Origin of the sequence: Plesiomonas sp. ZOR0011, from assembly GCF_000800945.1 — a bacterium.
GTDB lineage: Bacteria > Pseudomonadota > Gammaproteobacteria > Enterobacterales > CAMTGL01 > Plesiomonas > Plesiomonas shigelloides.
This window is the reverse complement of sequence record NZ_JRKB01000067.1, coordinates 1-19,673: the sequence shown is the minus strand read 5'-3', so window position 1 is coordinate 19,673 and position 19,673 is coordinate 1. Positions and strand designations below refer to the sequence as shown.

Genomic DNA, 19,673 nt, shown 5'->3' with positions numbered 1-19,673 from the left:
GCCGGTGATCGCAAAGCTTATCAATCGCCTAACGCCCACCGGCAGCTTCCAGTCACCTGCTACGTTACTGATTTAGCACCCGAATACGGCTACGGCCGCCCCCTAAGCTTTCGACCGCAATCCGCGTACCGATGCGCTCCACCAAGGTACTGACATGGGAAATGACCCCGATTTGTCGACCATCGGCTTGCAGAGCATCTAAGCAGGCTAATGCTTGCTCTAAGCTGTCGGGGTCTAGCGTGCCAAAACCTTCATCGATAAACAGCGAGCCAAGCCGCCTTGTATCGGCGCACAGCGATGCCAGCGCCAAAGCCAGTGCCAACGAGATCAAGAATGTCTCACCGCCGGAGAGGGACTCCACCGCCCGCACTTCATCGCCCATGTCATGATCAACTACCTGCAGCGCCAAGGTGCTGCCCGGCACGCGCATCAAGGCATAACGCGGCGCTAACGCATTCAGATGCTCGTTCGCCGCCAGCAGTAACTGCTCCAGCGTCAGCCCCTGCGCGAAAGTGCGGAATTTATTGCCGGTAGCCGAACCAATCAAATCGCTCAGTTGCAGCCATTGCTCGGTACGCTGTTGTTGCTGCGCGATCGCGTCACGCAAATTACCGGCGCGCTGGCGGGCCTCGTCAGCTTGGCGCAAACGACTCTTCAGCTCGAACTCTTGATTACGCAGTAGCTCCAATTGCTGCTGCAAGCCCGTAAGCAGGGTTTCCACCGTTAACTGATGGGTTTGCGCCAGCTGCTGTAAGCTGTCACTGGCTTGTGCGACTTGCTGCGCTAGCGCTTGACGCTGCTGCTGGCGCTCTTGCAAGCGCGTGCTGGCTTGTTGCAACTCTTGCTCCAGCGTTTGCAGCTCGGCACGCTCGTGCTGCAGCCACGCTTCATCAAAACTCAGCAGATGTAACAAGGTCTGCTCATTGAGTTCCAGCGCTTGCTGGCAGTGCATCCAATCAGCCAACACTTGGCGCAATTGAGCAGCATTTTGCTGATGCTGCTCATCCAAGGTAGCCAGTGCGGCCTGTTCGGCGCTGATTTTTTGCTGGCTAGCTTGCAACTGGTTTTGAGTCTGACGACGGCGTAGTTCAGCACTTTGCCGCGCCGTGCGCGCTTGCTCTTCCAATCGCGCCAACGGCATATCACCCAGTAGCGCGCGCCGCTGCTGTTGCAATGTTGCCTGCTCTTGCTGCAGCTGTTGCACCTGATCTTGCTCAGCTTGCCAGCGCGCTTGCTTTTCCGCGATCCGCGCCTGCAATTCAGCCAGCTTCGGCTCATGCTCATGCAGCTGCAACTGCACTCGGGCCAGCTCTTCGGTCAACTTTTGATATTGAGCCACTTGCTGCGCCAACATCTGTAAATGCTGACCGGCATAAGACTGACCAATCCACTCGCGCCAACGCAAAGTGCCCACTGGCGCAGGACCAAATTGACGATCCAAACTCTCGGCGCGCTCGGTTTGTTGTAACTGCTCACGCTGCAATTGCGCTTGCAGATGCATTAATTGCTCCCGTTGCTGCAGTTGCTCTTGCTCCAGTCGTGCCAGAGCTTGGCGTTCGGTAGCTAATTGATGCGATAGTTGCAAACGCTGCTGCTGGACCTGCTCATAACGGCGCTGCTCGATGTGCAGCCGCTCGCTGTGCAGCTCAGCCTGCTGGGCCTGCTTTTGCCAGTGCAATGCGGTTTGCTGTAATTGTCGCTGCCAGCTGGCGGCGTCTTGCTCGACGCTCAACGTCTGCCAGATCTCCTCCAGCCCTAACTCGACACACAGAGGGGCAATGTCACGCTCACAGGCGTGCAACTGCTCTAGCCACTGATTGAGCTGACGCTGGCGCAGCGGTTGCTCTTGCGCCGCTTGCTGTAACCAGTGCTGTAAGGCTTGGATTTCCGTTTCGCTTTGCCGCAGCGCTGCTTCCAACTCACGCAGACGTTGCTGCTGACGGCTAAGCAAACTGTGTAACTGTGGCGCATGCTCACGGTACGGATGCGTCAAGGAGCCACACAGCGGGCACGGCTGCTCAGGTTTGAGCAGAGGGCGAAACTCATCGAGCTGAGCGGTTGCCAACATCTGGCGCAATGCCTGCTCCGCTTCCCCATGCTGGGCGCGCAACTGAATGCGATTGATCTCTTGCGCGGCAATTTGCTTACGGGCTTCTTCAAGGCGTGCGCTCACTCGTTGCTCATCGTCTTGCTGACGAGCAATCAGTTGCGACAGATGCAGCCAGTTGTCACTGCGAGCGGCCAGCCGCTGCACTCGCTCCAACTGACTTAAAATCAGCGCCTGCTGTTGCTGCAAACTTTGCTGCTCTAAATATGCCTGCGAGCGGCTATGTTCGTCCGGCGCTTCTCCCAATTGCTGCAACTGTGTATTGATGCTGTCAATCTGACGCTGCTGAGCGTTGAGCGCGGCCTCTTGATAAGGCTGGCGCTGAATCAGCTCTTGCTCCTGCACACGCCACTCGGTGAGCTGTTGCTGCGTGCGGCGGTATTGTTCGAGCATCTCTTGCAGCGGTTTAAACTGTGGCGCGATCGGTGCCAATGCGTGTAGCGGCTGTAATAACACCTCGATGTCAGTAAGCACTCGCTTTCTTTCGGTTATCAAGCGCGATAGGCTTTCTCTCGCTTGCAATTCACTTTGTAATGCATCTTGCTGCTGACGTAATTCACGCTGTTTTTCTTGCTGTCGGCGCTGAACACTGTCAATTTGTTGCTCTAACAACGCGCCTTGCTTGAGCTTCGGCTCGATTTGCGTCCAACTCTGTTCGGCTTTTTGCCATGCCTGCTCGGCGAGATCGGCCTGCTGGCGAATATCTGTCAGTAACCGCTCACTTTCCGCCACCAGCGCCTGCTGCTGGGTGAATTTGTCTTCGGAGCGCTGGTGCTGCAAACGTGCTTCCATCAAACGGTTTAATGGCAAACGGGCACTTTGCACCCGCTCGACATCTTGCAGCGCCTGACGACGACACTCCCAGCTCTGTAAGCGCGCTTGTAAGGTCTGCAGATGCGCTTCGCCACTGGCGACCGCCGCCTGTAATTCGCTATCGCGCTGCAAAATTTGCTGCTGGGCGCGCACTGTCTCCATCTGCTGTTCGTGGGCGGCCAAGCGGCGATGTAACTGCTCACTTTGCTGCTCCAGCGCCACTTGCTCTTCATCAGGCAACAGCTGTAAATCACCGAGCTGCGCCGATAACTGACTGAGCGCTTGCTCTTCGCTGCGCGCGCGCTCATAGGCCGCTTGTGACAGCCGCGAGTAAATCTCACCACCGGTCATACGCTCAAGTAACGCGGCGCGCTCATCGGCATTGGCTTTCAAAAAGGCGGCAAACTCGCCCTGCGGCAGCAAAACGGCGCGCTGAAACTGCTCAAAGGAAAGCCCAAGCAACTGCTCAATGCGCACCAAAACTTCGGTTTTCTTACCGGCAAAACGCACGCCATCAGCCAGATTCTCCAGCCACATTTCGCTTTGCTGCAAGCGCCCATCAACGCGTCCACGGGCGCGGCGTACCGTCCAATGAGCGCGATAACGTTGGCCATCTTCAGCCAGAAAATCTACCTCAGCAAAACCCTCGGCAGCGCCGCGGCTGAGAATATTACGCACGTCATTGGCCGCAATCCGATTACTGTCATCATCACGGCCAATCTGCGCATCATTTTTGCGGTTACTTTGCAGACGTGGCATACGATCAAACAGCGCCAGACAAATCGCATCCAGCAAAGTACTTTTCCCTGCACCGGTATTCCCGGTGATGGCAAACAGCCCCGCCTCACCTAAAATGTGGCCATCAAAATCAATCGTGAACGGCTGCTGCAAGCTGGCCAGATTCTCACCGCGCAGACTCAGAATTTTCATGGCAACTCCTCTTCATCCACCTGTTGCACCAGTTCACTAAACAGCTGTTGTAGTTGGGGGGCAGGCTCGCCATCAAAACGGCGCTGATAACACAAGCGAAACGCCTGCTCTGGCGTTAGCTCTGCCAAACGCGGCAACGGCGCGCCCTGCGCTTGGCTACGCGGTGGATAGCTCACACTGATTTTAGCCAGCCGTACCGGTTTATCCTCCAGCGCTGCCAACACTTTTTCGCGGATCAGCGCCTGCGGCTTATCCAGCAACAGCTGCACATCCAGATACGGACGCCGTGCCAGCTCCACCGGCGGTAAATCCAGCGCGCGTAACTGTGCCAACACCGAGTCTAAATCCGCCGGACGCGCCGGTAAGCGCAACATGTCGCAATAATGCGGAACCGGCAGCGCAGTCACTGAACTCAGCGCCGCGCCCTCAAATTCGCAGCGCAACACCTGATGACGATACTCATGTTCCGCCAGCGACAGCGGCAATGGTGAGCCGCTATAACGAATGTGCTCTTGCCCGCCTACGCGCTGCGCCAAATGCAGGTGACCCAGCGCCACATAGCTCAGCTGTGGCGAGAAAATATCGACCGGCAGCGCATGCTGATTACCGCCCAACACCCGGCGCTCCGACATCTCGGACAGCTGTCCGGCCGACATATAGGCATGTCCCATCGCCAGTAACGGCACTTGGCCTGCGTCGGCTTTAGCCAGCGCTGCCTGCGTAACCTGCCGATAAACCTCGCGCACACCGCTAATCAAGCGATCTTCTTCCTGCTCGTTTGCTTCATGCTCAGGCTCAACATCGCGCGCAGGGGTTCGCAAATCGGCACTGCGTAAAAATGGCACTGCCAGTACCCAACCTTGCAGTTGTTGCTCACGGTCATACAGCGGCACCAGCAAGCGCTCACAATCAAGCTGGCCATGACTATCGCGGCTGACCGCGCCAATTAAGTGCAAATTAAAGGCGCGCAGCAGCTCATGTGGGGCATCCAGTTTGCTCGGTGAGTCATGGTTACCGCCCACCATCACCACATTCAGCGCCGGTAAGCGGCGCGTTACCTCGGCCAAAAAGCGGTACAGCATCTGCCACGCAGCCGCCGGCGGGTTCGCCGAATCAAACAGATCGCCACTGACCAACAGGGCATCGGCTTGCTCGGCAATCAAGGTTTCCAACAACCAGTCTAAAAAAGCCTGATGCTCGGCACTGCGGTCATAACCATGCAGGTGATGCCCCAGATGCCAATCTGCCGTATGGATAATTTTGAGTTTTTGCTTCGACATGCCTATCCCAAATTACGCTGATTTGACCAAGCGCCCACGCGCCTGACTCACCACGAGCCGCCTGTGGTTGACTCGCTTATTTTTGACTCACCTGCTGACCACTTTGATGCGGTGAAATACCGCCGAATGAGCACATCTCGCACTCTATGCCAGTAGAAAGCCCATTGTGCCTAAGCAAGCAACAACGGGCGACAACTTAAAGTCAGATCCGTTATCATTCTGGGCATCTTCCCGTCATCACAGCGAAAATCCCTATGCTCTGGTTCAAAAATCTGATGTTTTACCGTTTCACCCGCACCATTGATCTGCCGGTAGAAACGCTGGAAAAACAGCTGGCTGACTTTGCCTTCACCCCGTGTGGCAGTCAGGATATGGCTAAATTCGGCTGGGTGATGCCGCTGGGCCGTGACAGCAGTGCTTTTACGCATACCACACAAGGTCATATCTTACTCTGTGCGCGTAAAGAAGAGAAAATTCTGCCGGGTACCGTGATCAAAGAAGCGGTCAATGCCAAAGTGGCCAAGCTGGAAGCCGAGCAACAGCGCAAGCTGAAGAAAACCGAAAAAGACACCATCAAGGATGAAGTGCTGCACAGCCTGCTACCGCGCGCTTTTAGCAAAACCAGTCAGACCCAAGCGTGGATCAATCCGCAAGCAGGCCTGATCATGATTGATGCTGCCTCCGCCAAGCGCGCTGAAGATCTGCTGGCCCTGCTGCGTAAAACCATCGGCAGCCTGCCTGTAGTCCCGCTGAGTGTACAAAAACCGATTGAATTGACCCTGACCGAATGGGTGCGCAGCGGTGATGTGCCAGCCGGATTCAGCTTGCTGGAGGAAGCCGAGCTCAAATCAGTGCTGGAAGACGGCGGCGTGATCCGCTGCAAACAGCAAAATCTAGTGTGTGATGAAATTGCCGCTCACATTGAAGCGCAAAAGCTGGTCACCAAACTGGCGCTGGATTGGCAAGATCGGATCAGCTTTATGCTGTGCGAAGATGGCTCGCTAAAGCGCCTGAAATTTGCCGACGAACTGCGCGAGCAAAATGATGACATCGACCGCGACGATCCGGCGCAGCGTTTCGATGCCGACTTCTCGCTGATGACGGCTGAATTAGCCGCGCTGATCACCCAGCTGACCGATGCGCTGGGCGGCCCTGCCGAGCCAACAGCCTAAGCGTCTTTACTATCCTCACGCGCGGACAAACAACAACACAGGCGTCATGTCCGCGCCTCTTCTCTCGTCTCCCGCATGGTCTTTGCTCTGTAGCTGTTCTACCGTCAGCGCCGTTCTTTTCAGCGCAATAATCGATAGAAAATATCGATATAACAGCGCGGGGAATAATTGCCTGCCAGATCACACTTTCGCAGCCCTGCATGCTAGAATGCCTGCCTCCGCAACAACGCGCCAGCAAGCCCCCCGCCACAGCGGTCGCTTCTTGCTCGCACAGCGGTTGACGTTTGCCTGTCCAATCAGGTTGGACAGGTCTGATTTGTGATCAGAATTGAGATGAAAGAGAACAGCATGTTTAAGCCTGAATTACTCTCTCCGGCCGGTAGCCTGAAGAATATGCGTTATGCCTTCGCCTATGGTGCCGATGCCGTGTATGCCGGTCAGCCGCGCTATAGCCTGCGAGTGCGTAACAACGAGTTCAACCACGAAAACCTGCAAATCGGCATCAATGAAGCCCACGCGCAAGGTAAAAAGTTTTACGTGGTAGTGAACATTGCACCGCACAACTCCAAGCTGAAAACCTTCCTGCGCGATCTGAAACCGGTGGTAGATATGGGGCCGGATGCGCTGATCATGTCAGATCCGGGCTTAATCATGCTGGTGCGCGAAGCTTTCCCGCAGATGGATATCCATCTGTCCGTGCAAGCCAACGCCGTTAACTGGGCGACCGTTAAATTCTGGCAAAGCATGGGCCTGACCCGTGTGATTTTGTCACGCGAGCTGTCACTGGACGAAATTGCCGAAATTCGCCAGCAAGTGCCGGATATGGAGCTGGAGATTTTTGTCCACGGCGCGCTGTGCATGGCCTATTCCGGTCGTTGCCTGCTGTCGGGCTACCTGAACAAGCGTGACCCGAACCAAGGCACCTGCACCAACGCTTGCCGTTGGGAATACAAGATGCACGAAGGCAAAGAAGACGATGCGGGGAATATCGTGCACAAGCAAGAACCAATTGCTGTGCAGACAATCGATCCGGCCGCCGAGCCAACCTTGGGTGAAGGTCAGCCGACCAACAAGATGTTCCTGATTGAAGAAACCCAGCGTCCGGGTGAGTTCATGAGTGCCTTTGAAGATGAGCACGGCACCTACATGATGAACTCCAAAGACCTGCGCGCAATCCAGCACGTGGAGCGTCTGACGCAAATGGGCGTGCACTCGCTGAAAATCGAAGGCCGGACCAAATCTTTCTACTACTGTGCCCGTACTGCGCAGGTGTATCGCAAAGCGATTGATGACGCGGCCGCCGGTAAGCCATTCGACAAGAGCTTGATGGACACCCTCGAATCACTGGCGCACCGTGGTTATACCGAAGGCTTCCTGCGCCGTCATGTGCACGATGAGTACCAGAACTACGAGTACGGTTACTCGGTTTCCGATCGCCAGCAGTTTGTCGGTGAATTTACCGGTGAGCGCAAAAATGGGCTGGCCGAAGTGGCAGTGAAGAACAAGTTCTTGGTCGGCGACAGCGTCGAGCTGATGACCCCAAGCGGCAACATCAACTTCACCATCGAGCAGCTGTTCAATAAAAAAGGCGAAGCCATTGACGCAGCGCCGGGTGATGGTCACATCGTTTACCTGCCACTGCCGGATGATATCGAGCTGAACTTTGCGCTGCTGATGCGTAACCTCAACGGCAACACCACCCGTAATCCGCATCAGGGCTAATCAGTTCCGCCTGACTCGGTTTCACATGGCTAGGTTTAACGTGTGCGCCCTATACACTGGGTATGCGCATAGCATGTGAGCATGTCATGAAGGACGCTTTCGGGCGTCCTTGTTATTTGTAGGCTCAGTGATTTATCCCCCCAGCGCGCATCGCATCCGAACCGTTTGATCTGCTGTTATTTTTTTATCTCTTCCCCCTCTTTTCTGCTTTCTTCTTACTGAGAATTGATTACTGAAAATGTTATCAACATGTTCACAAAAGCCGCGCCATGCGGATAAGCGGCGCTAAAACCAGAGGAGAGAGAGGGAAATAGCGCCGCATCCCTGCGCTATGACTTATCAAGGTCTCACAGCTCCGAGAAAAAACGCGGGAACACTCACACTAAACACAATATAATCAAAGCATTAGAGTTAAACGTTAATGTATTAAAAAACAGAGCAACAAGATAGGTTAGACATTTGCGTTAGAAAAAAAGCCGCGCCTAATTGCCTTCATTTTGCATTTTGTATGCAACTCATTACCAATCCACCTCACACATTCATTAACATCACACAAACATTTTTATTGCTGGAAAAATACTTCGATTATGGTTATTAGCGTAGGCCGCTTTCTTACCCAGCGACCTGCTCCACAGGGTGCTGCGCACAAGCCGCTCCCCCTACTCTGCGACTCAGGGATGCAACCATGTCGAATAAGAAACCTCTCACTCCGGCGCTCACGATGAGCGTTCTCAGTGTGGCCTGTCTGATGGCACTTCCCGCCCAGGCAGCCAGTGTCGACTGTACCAGCCTGCCCGTCTGGAACAGCGCGGCCGCCTATGGCGGTGGCAGCAAAGTCCAGCAGCAGAACAAGGCCTATCAGGCCAACTGGTGGAACCAGAATATGTCCCCAGACAAGTATTCCAACGCCTATCAGGAGTGGAAACTGCTGGGTGAATGCGGCTCCGCACCGACGGTGAATACGCCGCCGAGCGTACAGCTGACCGCACCAGCCAACAACGCCAGCTTCAAACAAGGCGATGTGGTTACCCTACAAGCCAGCGCCAGTGATAGCGATGGCAGCGTCAGCAAAGTCGAGTTCTACATTGATGGCGTGAAAACCGCCACCAGCACCGCCGCGCCGTACAGCTATGCCTGGACCGCCACCACCGGCGCTCACACCCTGCTGGCCAAAGCCTACGATGATAAAGGCGCCACCACCGATAACAGCGTCAGTGTGACCGTCACCGCCACCACCACACCACCAGTGGAAAACCAACTGCCGACCGTGACCCTGAGCGCCCCTACCAGCGCGCAAAGCGGTGCTAGCGTCACCTTGAGCGCCAGCGCCAAAGACAGCGATGGTACCATCAGTAAAGTGGAATTCTTTGTTGATAACCAGTTAGTTGGCAGCAGCGCCAGCGCACCGTATCAAGTTACATGGAAAGCCACCGATGGCAGCCATGCGGTACTGGCCAAAGCCATCGATGATAAAGGCGGCGTCGGCGCTTCTAGCGTGACCACCTTAGTGGTGGGTTCTAGCGTTAGCACCCAAGACCTGTGCCGCCCTGAGGGGCTGTATAAAACCGCTGGCGTCAACGTGCCGTATTGCACCGTGTATGACAAAGACGGTCGCGAGATGATGGGCGCCGATCACCCACGCCGGATCATCGGCTATTTCACCTCATGGCGTACCGGCACCAACGGCCAGCCGTCGTATCTGGCCAGCAATATCCCGTGGGATAAGATCACCCACATCAACTACGCCTTTGCGCATATCAGCCCGGATTTCAAACTGTCTGTCGGTAACGAAGCCGATCCGAAAAATGCGGCTACCGGCATGCAATGGCCGGGCGTGAATGGCGCAGAAATGGATCCGACCCTGAGCTACAAAGGCCACTTCAACCTGCTGAACAAGTACAAGAAGCTCTATCCGCACGTCAAAACCCTGATATCTGTCGGCGGTTGGGCGGAAACCGGCGGATACTTTGATGACAGCGGCAAACGCGTCGCCTCCGGTGGCTTCTACAGCATGACCACCAATGCTGATGGCAGCGTCAATACCGCCGGGATCCAAACCTTTGCCAAATCCGCAGTGGAGTTTATCCGCAAGTATGGCTTTAACGGGGTGGACATTGATTACGAGTACGCCACCTCGATGTCCAAAGCCGGTAACCCAGATGACTTTGCTATCTCGGAAAAACTGCGTCCACATCTGATGAAGTCCTATGTGGTACTGATGAAAACCCTGCGTGAAGAGCTGGATAAAGCCGGCGCCGCCGACAACAAGCACTATATGCTGACCGTAGCGGCGCCATCATCTGGCTACATGCTGCGCGGCATGGAGACCTACCAGATCACCCAGTATCTGGATTACGTCAACATCATGTCCTATGACCTGCACGGGGCATGGAACAACTATGTTGGCCACAACGCGCCACTGTTCGACAGCGGCAAAGATGCGGAGTTGGCGGCATGGAACATGTATGGCACGGCGCAATACGGTGGGCTGGGTTACTTGAACACCGATTGGGCGGCACACTACTTCCGTGGCTCAATGCCTGCCGGTCGTATCAACATTGGCGTGCCTTACTACACCCGTGGTTGGCAAAACGTCAGTGGCGGTGAGAATGGTCTGTGGGGCAGCGCAGCGTTGCCAAACCAAGCCCAATGCCCACCTGGCACCGGTGGCGATCCGAAAAACCAGTGCGGTAACGGCGCGGTCGGGATTGATAACGTCTGGTTTGATGTCGATGTCCAAGGCAAAGAGATGTCCGGTGGTGGCAACCCCATCTGGCATGCGATGAACTTGGAAAAAGGGATCCTGCCAAGCTACATCCAGTCATACGGTTTAGATCCAGCGAATGATCCGCAAGATAAACTGACCGGTAAGTATGTCCGCTACTACGACAAAGTTTCGGTTGCGCCGTGGCTGTGGAACGCCGAGAAGAAAGTGTTCCTGTCCACCGAAGATGCAGAGTCCATCAAGACCAAAGCCGATTATGTGGTCAATCAGGGCTTAGGTGGCGTCATGATCTGGGAGCTGGCTGGTGACTATGGCTGGTATCCAGAGCGTAATGGCGGCGAATTCTATATCGGCACTACCATGACCAGTACCCTGTACGACAGCCTGAAAAATGCGCCAGCGTACGGTAACAAACTGGCCGAACGTGCCATGCCGGCCAAAGCGGTCGACATTGCCGTCACCATCAGCGGATTTAAAGTGGGCGATCAGAACTATCCGATCAACCCGAAAGTCCAGTTTAAAAACAACACCGGCGTTGATATCCCAGGTGGAACCGAGTTCCAGTTTGATATCCCGACCTCATCACCGGCCAATGCCGCGGATCAGTCTGGTGCCGGTCTGAAAGTGATCCAAGCCGGTCATACCGGTGACAACATCGGCGGTCTGAAAGGTAACTTCCATCGCGTGGCCTTTACGCTGCCCAGCTGGAAAACACTGGCCAAAGGGGAAACCTACGATCTGGACATCGTGTATTACCTGCCTATCACAGGCCCGGCTAACTACACCGTCAAGATCAGTGGCACCGAATATGCGTTTGCTGCCGAATACCCCAACCTGCCCCTAGCCGACCTGAGTGCAGGCAACGGTAGCGGTGGTGGTACGGGTGGCGGTACCGCAACTGACAGCTGCAGCAGTAAAAATGTGGATGTCAGCAAAGTGAAGGTGTACCCGAACTGGACACAAAATGGCTTCGCCACCGGCGGTGACCAGATGGCCTACCAGAACAAGGTCTACAAAGCCAACTGGTGGACTAACTCAATTCCAGGTAGCGACAGCAGCTGGAGCTTCGTCTGCAGCTATTAATTGCGCTCGGAACTCACTTAACCCTGTGCTTCCAGACCGTTCGGCGTGCCCGATAAGGGCGCCGTGACGGTCGATAATCGGCAGGTTAACTCTTCTAAGGCGGCCAGTGCCGCCTTTTCTTTAGCCTCAAATGGCTCTTTTCTGCGCGAAATTTACATTTCGTGATCCCACGAAAAATGTCGGCATCCGGCCATCTAAAAGCGCTGTTATTGATCTGGGAAATGGCTCACGATCGACGCGACACCTCGCGTATTCCCGCTGCGATAGCTGTTGATGCAATAACGATAACAAGGATCGGATCATGTTCGCATTTCGCTCAATCAAACATCAGATAACCTTTACTGGAGGCCTCAGCCTGCTGCTGGCGGTATCCGGTGTCTCCGCCTACTGTTACAGCTCGTTCTCCAGCCTCTCTGCCACCATCCAGCATTATTTCCAAAGCCACACCCAAGAAAGTACGGCGCAGTGGCTGGAAACGCTGGCCGATGAGGAAGCGCAAACTATCAGCCGCACCTTCGAGCAAGCGCTGACCAGTGCCACGACCTTAAGCCAGATTTTGGCCGGTAACCGCAGCAGCACCCAGCCACTGAGCCGCGAAGCGGCCACCCAACTCCTGCGCGATGTGTTGGATAAAAACCCCGATTTCCTGAGCGTGTATTCAGGCTGGGAGAAAGATGCCTTTGATGGCAACGATCTGGCCTACAGCGGTGGCAACCGTTATAGCCAGAAAAGCGGTAACTTTGCCCCTTATTGGAACCGCGGTGACGGCTCGCTGGATCTGAACCCGCTCGGCGATTATTACGCCACCAAAGCCAGCCCAACCGGTATTCGCGCTTCGGAATGGTATCTGTGCCCGATGGAAAGTCTATCCGCGTGCGCGGTGGATCCATCGGTGTATACCGTCAAAGGACAACAGACGCTGCTCTCTTCGTTTGTGGTGCCGGTGATCACGGGTGGGAAGTTCCAAGGCTTAGTCGGCATCGATTACTCACTGAATTTCTTGCAGCAATTAGCACAACAAGTCAGTGGCGAGATTTTTAACGGCAACAGCCGCGTGCGTATTATCAGCCCGCGCGGCATCATCGCCGCAGACTCCGGTAATAACGAGGCAATCGGCAAAACCTTATCCGGCGCCGATACCGAGCAAATCCGGCAAATGCTGCAACAAGGCAAAACCCAAGTGCTGGCTCAGCAAGGTAACTTGTTAGTCTTCGCGCCAATTAGCTTGCGTGGCGTGCAACAAAAATGGGGCGTGGTGCTGGATGTCAGCGAAGCGACGGCCTTAGCCAAAGCCACCGCCGCCGAGCGCGCCATTGCCGATGAGTTCCGCCAAGCCATTTGGGTCCAGTTGCTTGTCGGCTTGGCGCTCGCCCTGTTCGGTATGCTGGGGATCGGATGGGCCGCGCGCGCCATTGCCCAACCGCTCAACCAAGTGGTAGCGATGCTGCGGCGTCTGTCCGCCGCGGGCGGCGATCTCACTCAGCGGCTGGATATTCGCCGTAAAGATGAAACCGGTGAACTGGCGCGGGAAGTTAACCAATTGATCAGCCACATCCACAGCATTGTCACCGATGTAGCCGGCACCACCTTGACCTTGCAACAAGCGGCAGGCAATAGCGCGGTCAGCAGCCAACAGGCGCTGCGTCGTACTCAGCTGCAATTGCAGGAAATTGAGCAGATTGCCGCCGCGGTTAACGAGATGTCCTCCACCGCGCACTCGGTCACCGACAGTGCCCAAATGACAGCCAGCGCGGTTGAACAAACCCGTCATGCCGTTGAGCGCGGTCAGCATGTGGTGAATGACACCGCCAGCAGCATCCAACAGCTGTCGACGCAAGTGGACAGTGTGGCTGGGGAGATCCAGTCGCTGGAGCTGCAAAGTCAGCAAATCGGCACCATCTTGGACGTGATCCGCAATATCTCCGATCAAACCAACCTGCTGGCACTGAATGCCGCCATTGAGGCGGCGCGCGCTGGCGAGCACGGTCGCGGTTTTGCGGTAGTGGCCGACGAAGTGCGTGGACTGGCCTCAAAAACCCAGCACTCCACCACTGAAATTCAGGCCATGATCGACTCGCTGCGCCAAACCACCAGCAACGCCGTAGCCACCATGAGCGAAGGTCGTCAGTTGAGTCAGCAGGCGCTAAATGACATCGCCCATGCGGTCAATGCGCTGGATGAGATTGTGACCGCCGCCGATCAGATTCAAGATATGACCACCCAAATTGCCAGCGCCGCCGAAGAGCAATTTGCCGTGACCGAAGATATCAACCGCAATATCGTCAACATCAATCAGGCCGCATCCGAAGTAGCCGATGGAGCACGTAAAAATAATAGCGACACCCAGCATATGAACGAGCTTACCGCCGAAGTGATGACCAATTTGTCACGCTTTCGCTATTAAGCGCGATACATCCGCGGCTCCGTAACTTCGTACGCTGCCGCGCTAAACAACGAGCGCGGCAACAACAAAAAGGGATACGCATGGCATATCCCTTTTTTATCACTCTGATTGGCTAATACTTAATGCTCAACACTCAGCCTTAATCTTGCGGATCGTCAAAGCCCAGCAGCAACGTCAGTAAGAAACCAGCCACGACCGTCACCGCCATCCCCGCAAAATACAGTAGCACTTTACCCGGCACGATAGTCACGGCCAGCGGTACCCCCGACAGACCGAAGGTGATCACTGTGGCCACTTTCCAGTAGCAGATCAGTGCGCCACCCAACGCGCCCCCCAGACAAGCGGCGATAAACGGACGCCCCAACGGCAAAGTCACACCAAAAATCAGCGGCTCACCAATACCGAGGATCCCCACCGGTAACGCGCCTTTGGTCATCGCTTTTAAGCGCGCATTTTTGGTTTTCAGCAGCACCGCAAAAGCCGCGCCCACTTGCCCCATCCCCGCCATCGCTAAGATAGGCAGTAACGGGTTCGAGCCATATTTTTGCAGCAACTCAACATGAATAGGCACTAAGCCTTGATGCAAACCGGACAACACCAGTGGCAAGAAGGTCCCGGACAAAATCGCGCCGACCAGCAGGCCGCCCTTTTCAATCGCCCAGCTGGCACCGTGAGCAATGGCATCGGAGATATAACCGCCCAGTGGCTGCAGCAGTACAATGGCTAAACTGGCGGTGATCAACGTCGTCAGCAGTGGATTAAGGATCAGCTCCAGCGATTCTGGCAACGCATGCCGCAGCTTTTTCTCCACCCAGCACATAAACGCCACCACCAACAGCACCGCGATGATCCCGCCGCGCCCCGGTTGCAGATGTTCACCAAACAGCTCAATTTGCGCCAGCCCGGGATGGGTCAAGATCCCGGCCATCACGCCGCCCATCGCCATCGAGCCGCCAAATACCCGCGCAGCATTCACACCGACCAAAATGCTCATGATCGAGAACACGGCATTGCCGAAGATCCCCAGTAAATTGAGCAGGTTCGGGTATTGATCCACCAAATCACCGGCAATATCGGGCCGCTTAAGCACATTGATAATGCCCAAGATCAGGCCCGACGCGATGAAAGCCGGAATGATCGGAATAAACACATTCCCCAGTTTTTTCAGCAGTTCACTGACCGGCGTTTTGTATTTGGCTTTGGCCGCCGCTTTATTTTGCTCAACGGTATTACCGCTGCTCTCGGTAGCAGCCAGTGGCGGCGCACCGGTCAGCAAAGCCTGCATGGCATCCACCACTTTGGCTGCCGCCCCCGGGCCGATAATGAACTGATGCTGGGCCCCTTGTTTGAGGTAGCCTTTCACTCCCGGCAACGCTTTGAGCGCTGCCAGATCGAGTCGGGATTCGTCACACACTTCAATCCGGACGCGAGTCATACAATTTTCCAGTTTGCGAATATTGGCTTCGCCGCCAATACCGCTTAGCAACTGCGCTGCCAGCGAGGAGAGGTTACTCATAGGATCATCCTGTCTGCTTATCTAGCCAATAGTCGGGCCAATCATCGAGGCAAATTTAGGCCTGTAATGCGTGACGCAAGTAGCCCTGATGCTGAGCCAAACGCGCAATGGCTTGCTCGGCATTTAGGCCGGTCAGGTGCATCAAGATTGCCGGTTTCACTTCATTGCCTGTCTGTGCCAGCAAATGCTCGGCTTCACTGCGGCTCGCTCCGGAGGCTTCCATCACAATGCGACACGCTCGGTCCACCAGCTTCTCATTCGTGGCTTTCACATCCACCATCAGGTTTTGGTAGGCTTTGCCCAGCTTCACCATCGCGCCGGTGGTCAGCATGTTGAGCACCAGCTTTTGCGCGGTACCAGCTTTCATGCGGGTCGAACCGGTCAGCGCTTCAGGGCCCACCAGTGGCGAAATGGCAATATCAGCCGCCGCGGCAATCTTTGAGTCAGGGTTACAAGACACTGCCACCGTGGTACAGCCGGTGGCACGGGCATAGGCCAAGCCGCCTAGCACATAAGGGGTACGACCGGAAGCGGCAATGCCGACCACCACATCACGGCTAGTCAACGCCAGCTGCTGCAAATCATGCTGACCTAATTCGGCACTATCTTCGGCCCCTTCCACCGCTTTTAAAATGGCCCCCTCACCACCGGCAATCAGGCCAATCACCATGCCATGCGGCACGCCGTAGGTTGGCGGACATTCGGAAGCATCCAAGATCCCTAACCGACCACTGGTACCCGCGCCCATGTAAATCAAACGACCACCTTGCTGGAATGCGGCAGTGATGCAATCAACCGCTTTAGCAATGGCCTGTAACTCCTGCGCTACCGCTTGCGGCACCAAGCGATCTTCGGCGTTAAAGCGCGTCAACATCTCCAAGGTGGACAGCGTATCCAGATCCATGGTGTTTGGATTGCGGCTTTCAGACATTAATTGGCCCAGATTCATGCGGTATCTCCGTTTCTGGCAAATTTGAAATAGTTCAGTTAACTGAATTTTTAATTACATCGTTGGAATGATAATGGAATAATATATTCCACGATTCAAGTGGTTGTTGGAATAATGAGCGGCCAATCACACAATACTTTGCTAAACTGACGCCACAACGGGTGTCGTTAAGACGAATTATCGTTAATAATCATTTTGTTATAATAAAAGGTACGACAGACAAAGGTCGGCCTTGTTCCCGCTTCTGCCGCAGACGGAGTCCCGATGAGTTGTCTTCTCAAACTACAGCAGCTGTATGCGTCACTGCCGGCTAGCGAACAAAAATTGGCGGATTACCTGCAACAATTCCCCGCGCAGGCGCGTCAAATGTCGTCGAAAGCCTTGGCGGAAGCGGCGCAAGTGAGCCAATCCAGCGTGGTGAAATTTGCCCAAAAACTCGGTTATCGCGGCTTTACCGAGCTGCGTTTAGCCTTGGGGGATGATGTGATCCGCCGCGAAACGCAAGCTGACAGCGTAACGCTGCATAACCAGATCCGCAGTGACGATCCGCTGCCGCGGGTGGCGGATAAATTGATTTCCGAACACATCCGGACGTTGCAATCGACCTTGCAACTGAACGACGATCCGGCGCTGACTCAAGCGGTTCAGCTGCTGCTGCAAGCAAGACGGATCCAGATCTGCGGGATCGGCTCTTCGGGCTTGGTTGCCAAAGATCTCAGCTATAAGCTTCTGAAAATTGGGATCAACGTGTTGTGCGAAACGGATGCCCACGTTCAGCTCACGATTGCGCAAACTTTGAGCGCAGATGATGTGCTATTGGCAATCTCTTTTTCCGGCGAGCGACGCGAGGTCAATCTGGCGGCGCAAGAAGCGCGCCAGCAAGGGGCGCAGGTCTTAGCGTTAACCGGCTTTCAGCCCAATAGCCTGCAACAACTGGCGACGCATTGCCTCTATACGGTGGCCGATGAGCAGACCGTGCGCAGTGCGGCTATGTTCTCGCGTACCGCGCAGCTGGCACTGACCGATCTGTTGTTTATGGGCATGGTGCAGCAAGATGCGGGCAATGCTCGGCACCGCATTTTGCACAGTGAAGCGCTGGTGAAAAAGCTGGTGTGATCCGCGCGAAGAAAACTCAAGACAGAGAAAAAAGTGCCTGCGCTGTGGTCGATGCGGCTTTTATGCTACAGTGCGCCGGCCAAAACAGGCCATACTGATAAGAGCCCGCCAAGCATGATGGATGCTCGGTACGACGCTTATATGCGGCATGTGTCGTTTATATACTGAATTTGAAGAAGTTTTCCCATGGCTTTACTAATCACTGACAAATGCATTAATTGCGATATGTGTGAACCCGAATGCCCTAATCAGGCTATTGCGATGGGGGAGCAGGTGTATGAAATCGATCCGGATCGCTGCACCGAATGTGTCGGGCATTACGATACCCCGACCTGCATTAAGGTTTGTCCGATTGACTGCATTATTACCGATCCGGCGCGCACCGAAACCGATGAGCAGCTGTGGGAAAAATTTGCCTTGTTGCACCATGCCGACAAGCTGTAAGCACCGATGACACTCAATAAAAAAGGCTGATCACCGATCAGCCTTTTTTGTTTGTCACGTTTTTATTTGTCACTACGGGCGGTAAAGCTAACGGGGGATAAAGCGCAGCGCCTGCGAGCAAGCCCTACGCCCATCCACCTAGGCCAGAATTAGGCCTGCACGCCGTGCTGACGCCACCATTCGCCCAGCAAAATACCGGTAGCGACAGACACGTTCAGACTTTCAACATGCCCAGTACCAGGGATAGACAAGGCCAGATCGCCCTGCTGCAGCGTATCATCGCTGATACCGCCCTTCTCTTCACCGAACACGATCACCACTTTAGCTGGCAGCTTAGTGCTGAACACAGACTGACCGGCATGGCTGGAGGTAGTCACGATGGTATAACCCGCCTGACGCAGACGCTCTAAGCCCGCAGCGAAATCTTCTACTGCGATCGGTTGCAGGAATTCAGCGCCACCTTCGGCAGTACGTACTGCGGCGCCAGACTCCAGATTGCCCGCTTGACGCATCACTACGCCACGAACACCAAAGTGCGCGCAAGAACGCATGATGCCGCCCAGATTGTGCGGGTTGGCCACATTTTCCAGTGCCAACAGGCAATCGCTGTCACGTGCGGTATCCAAATAGTCCAGCAGGTGCAGTGGACGACGCTTTTTGATCAGCAGACACACACCGCCATGGTGCTCACTACCGGCCACTTTCGCCATCTCTTCCGCATCGACCACGTGGTAGGCTTTACGGTTAGCCGCCATCCAGCGCAGGGTATCGCTAAAGCGTGGGGTGACTTGCGGGGTAAACCAGCCGCGTACAATCACATCCGGACGATTAGCGAACAGCACCTGACAGGCGTTCTCACCGTAAATACGGGTCTCTTCCGCGCGCTGACGGCGGATCTGCTCCATATCGATACCGTTATGCAGCGCTTCTGGCTCGTCAGACTCCACCTCAACACGCTCAGCGCTACGTGCATTACGCTTCAGGCTCAGGGTCTGCTCGCCACCCACATAGGCAGACTCACGCTCAACGGGGGTGTGCGCCACGAAGGTCACATTGCCCTGTTCATCTTGTACACGGTCAAAGCGCTGCTTTTCTGCATTGCCGCGTGGTGCATCGCTACGGCGATCAGAGCGACGATCATCGCTGCGCTTGTCATGACGTGGACGGTCATCGCGGCGGCCTTCTCCACGGCCTTCGCTGCGGCGCTCATCGTTAAAGCGTGGCTTGCGCTCACCGTCACGCTCGAAGCGTGGGCGGTCATCGCGGCGACCTTCTCCACGGCCTTCGCTGCGGCGCTCGTCGTTAAAGCGCGGCTTACGCTCGCCATCACGCTCGAAGCGTGGACGGTCATCACGGTGACCTTCACCACGGCCTTCGCTGCGGCGATCGTCGTTAAAGCGTGGCTTGCGCTC

At 55.3% G+C, this 19,673-nt stretch carries 11 protein-coding genes; 6 read left to right on the top strand and 5 right to left on the bottom strand.

Features of this window, described 5'->3' with window-relative positions; genetic code table 11:
- Positions 1–64: 64 nt before the first annotated feature.
- Together L975_RS11970 and L975_RS11965 are read right to left on the bottom strand one after the other, a co-directional pair.
- Positions 65–3,850 (bottom strand): SbcC/MukB-like Walker B domain-containing protein, encoded by a 3,786-nt coding sequence (locus tag L975_RS11970; protein ID WP_047708839.1) that lies wholly within the window; start codon positions 3,848–3,850, stop codon positions 65–67.
- Positions 3,847–5,130, bottom strand: a complete 1,284-nt coding sequence (locus L975_RS11965; protein WP_047708837.1) for an exonuclease SbcCD subunit D C-terminal domain-containing protein — start codon at positions 5,128–5,130, stop codon at positions 3,847–3,849. The genes L975_RS11970 and L975_RS11965 overlap by 4 nt, the downstream gene beginning before the upstream one ends.
- A gap of 254 nt (positions 5,131–5,384) precedes the next feature.
- Here L975_RS11965 and rdgC point away from each other — a divergent pair, with 254 nt between their 5' ends.
- The 4 genes from rdgC to L975_RS11945 all read left to right on the top strand — a co-directional run bounded on the left by rdgC (position 5,385) and on the right by L975_RS11945 (position 14,236).
- Positions 5,385–6,302, top strand: coding sequence for a recombination-associated protein RdgC (rdgC, locus tag L975_RS11960; protein WP_047708835.1), 918 nt, complete (start codon positions 5,385–5,387; stop codon positions 6,300–6,302).
- A 348-nt stretch (positions 6,303–6,650) separates the two neighbouring features.
- Positions 6,651–8,024: a tRNA 5-hydroxyuridine modification protein YegQ gene (yegQ, locus tag L975_RS11955; RefSeq protein WP_010862384.1), complete on the top strand. Its 1,374-nt coding sequence runs from the start codon at positions 6,651–6,653 to the stop codon at positions 8,022–8,024.
- A 685-nt stretch (positions 8,025–8,709) separates the two neighbouring features.
- On the top strand, positions 8,710–11,832 hold the full coding sequence (locus L975_RS11950; protein WP_047708833.1) for a glycosyl hydrolase family 18 protein: 3,123 nt from the start codon (positions 8,710–8,712) through the stop codon (positions 11,830–11,832).
- Between the two features lie 301 nt (positions 11,833–12,133).
- The gene (locus tag L975_RS11945) at positions 12,134–14,236 is read left to right on the top strand and encodes a methyl-accepting chemotaxis protein (protein ID WP_047708832.1); all 2,103 of its coding nucleotides are present in this window, start codon (positions 12,134–12,136) and stop codon (positions 14,234–14,236) included.
- 139 nt (positions 14,237–14,375) lie between these two features.
- Here L975_RS11945 and L975_RS11940 read toward each other — a convergent pair whose 3' ends face one another.
- Positions 14,376–15,752 (bottom strand): PTS transporter subunit EIIC, encoded by a 1,377-nt coding sequence (locus tag L975_RS11940; RefSeq protein ID WP_047708830.1) that lies wholly within the window; start codon positions 15,750–15,752, stop codon positions 14,376–14,378.
- 55 nt (positions 15,753–15,807) lie between these two features.
- Positions 15,808–16,701: an N-acetylmuramic acid 6-phosphate etherase gene (gene murQ, locus L975_RS11935; RefSeq protein WP_047708828.1), complete on the bottom strand. Its 894-nt coding sequence runs from the start codon at positions 16,699–16,701 to the stop codon at positions 15,808–15,810.
- A 264-nt stretch (positions 16,702–16,965) separates the two neighbouring features.
- Between murQ and L975_RS11930 the strand changes: the two genes are divergently transcribed.
- Positions 16,966–17,817 (top strand): MurR/RpiR family transcriptional regulator, encoded by an 852-nt coding sequence (locus tag L975_RS11930; RefSeq protein WP_047708826.1) that lies wholly within the window; start codon positions 16,966–16,968, stop codon positions 17,815–17,817.
- A gap of 186 nt (positions 17,818–18,003) precedes the next feature.
- A complete protein-coding gene (locus tag L975_RS11925; RefSeq protein ID WP_010862390.1) occupies positions 18,004–18,261 on the top strand; it encodes a YfhL family 4Fe-4S dicluster ferredoxin in 258 nt (85 codons plus the stop codon).
- Between the two features lie 149 nt (positions 18,262–18,410).
- On the opposite strand, the gene L975_RS11920 is transcribed toward L975_RS11925, so the two are convergent.
- On the bottom strand, positions 18,411–19,673 hold a 1,263-nt coding region (locus tag L975_RS11920), incomplete at its 5' end, for a tRNA/rRNA methyltransferase (protein WP_156121211.1).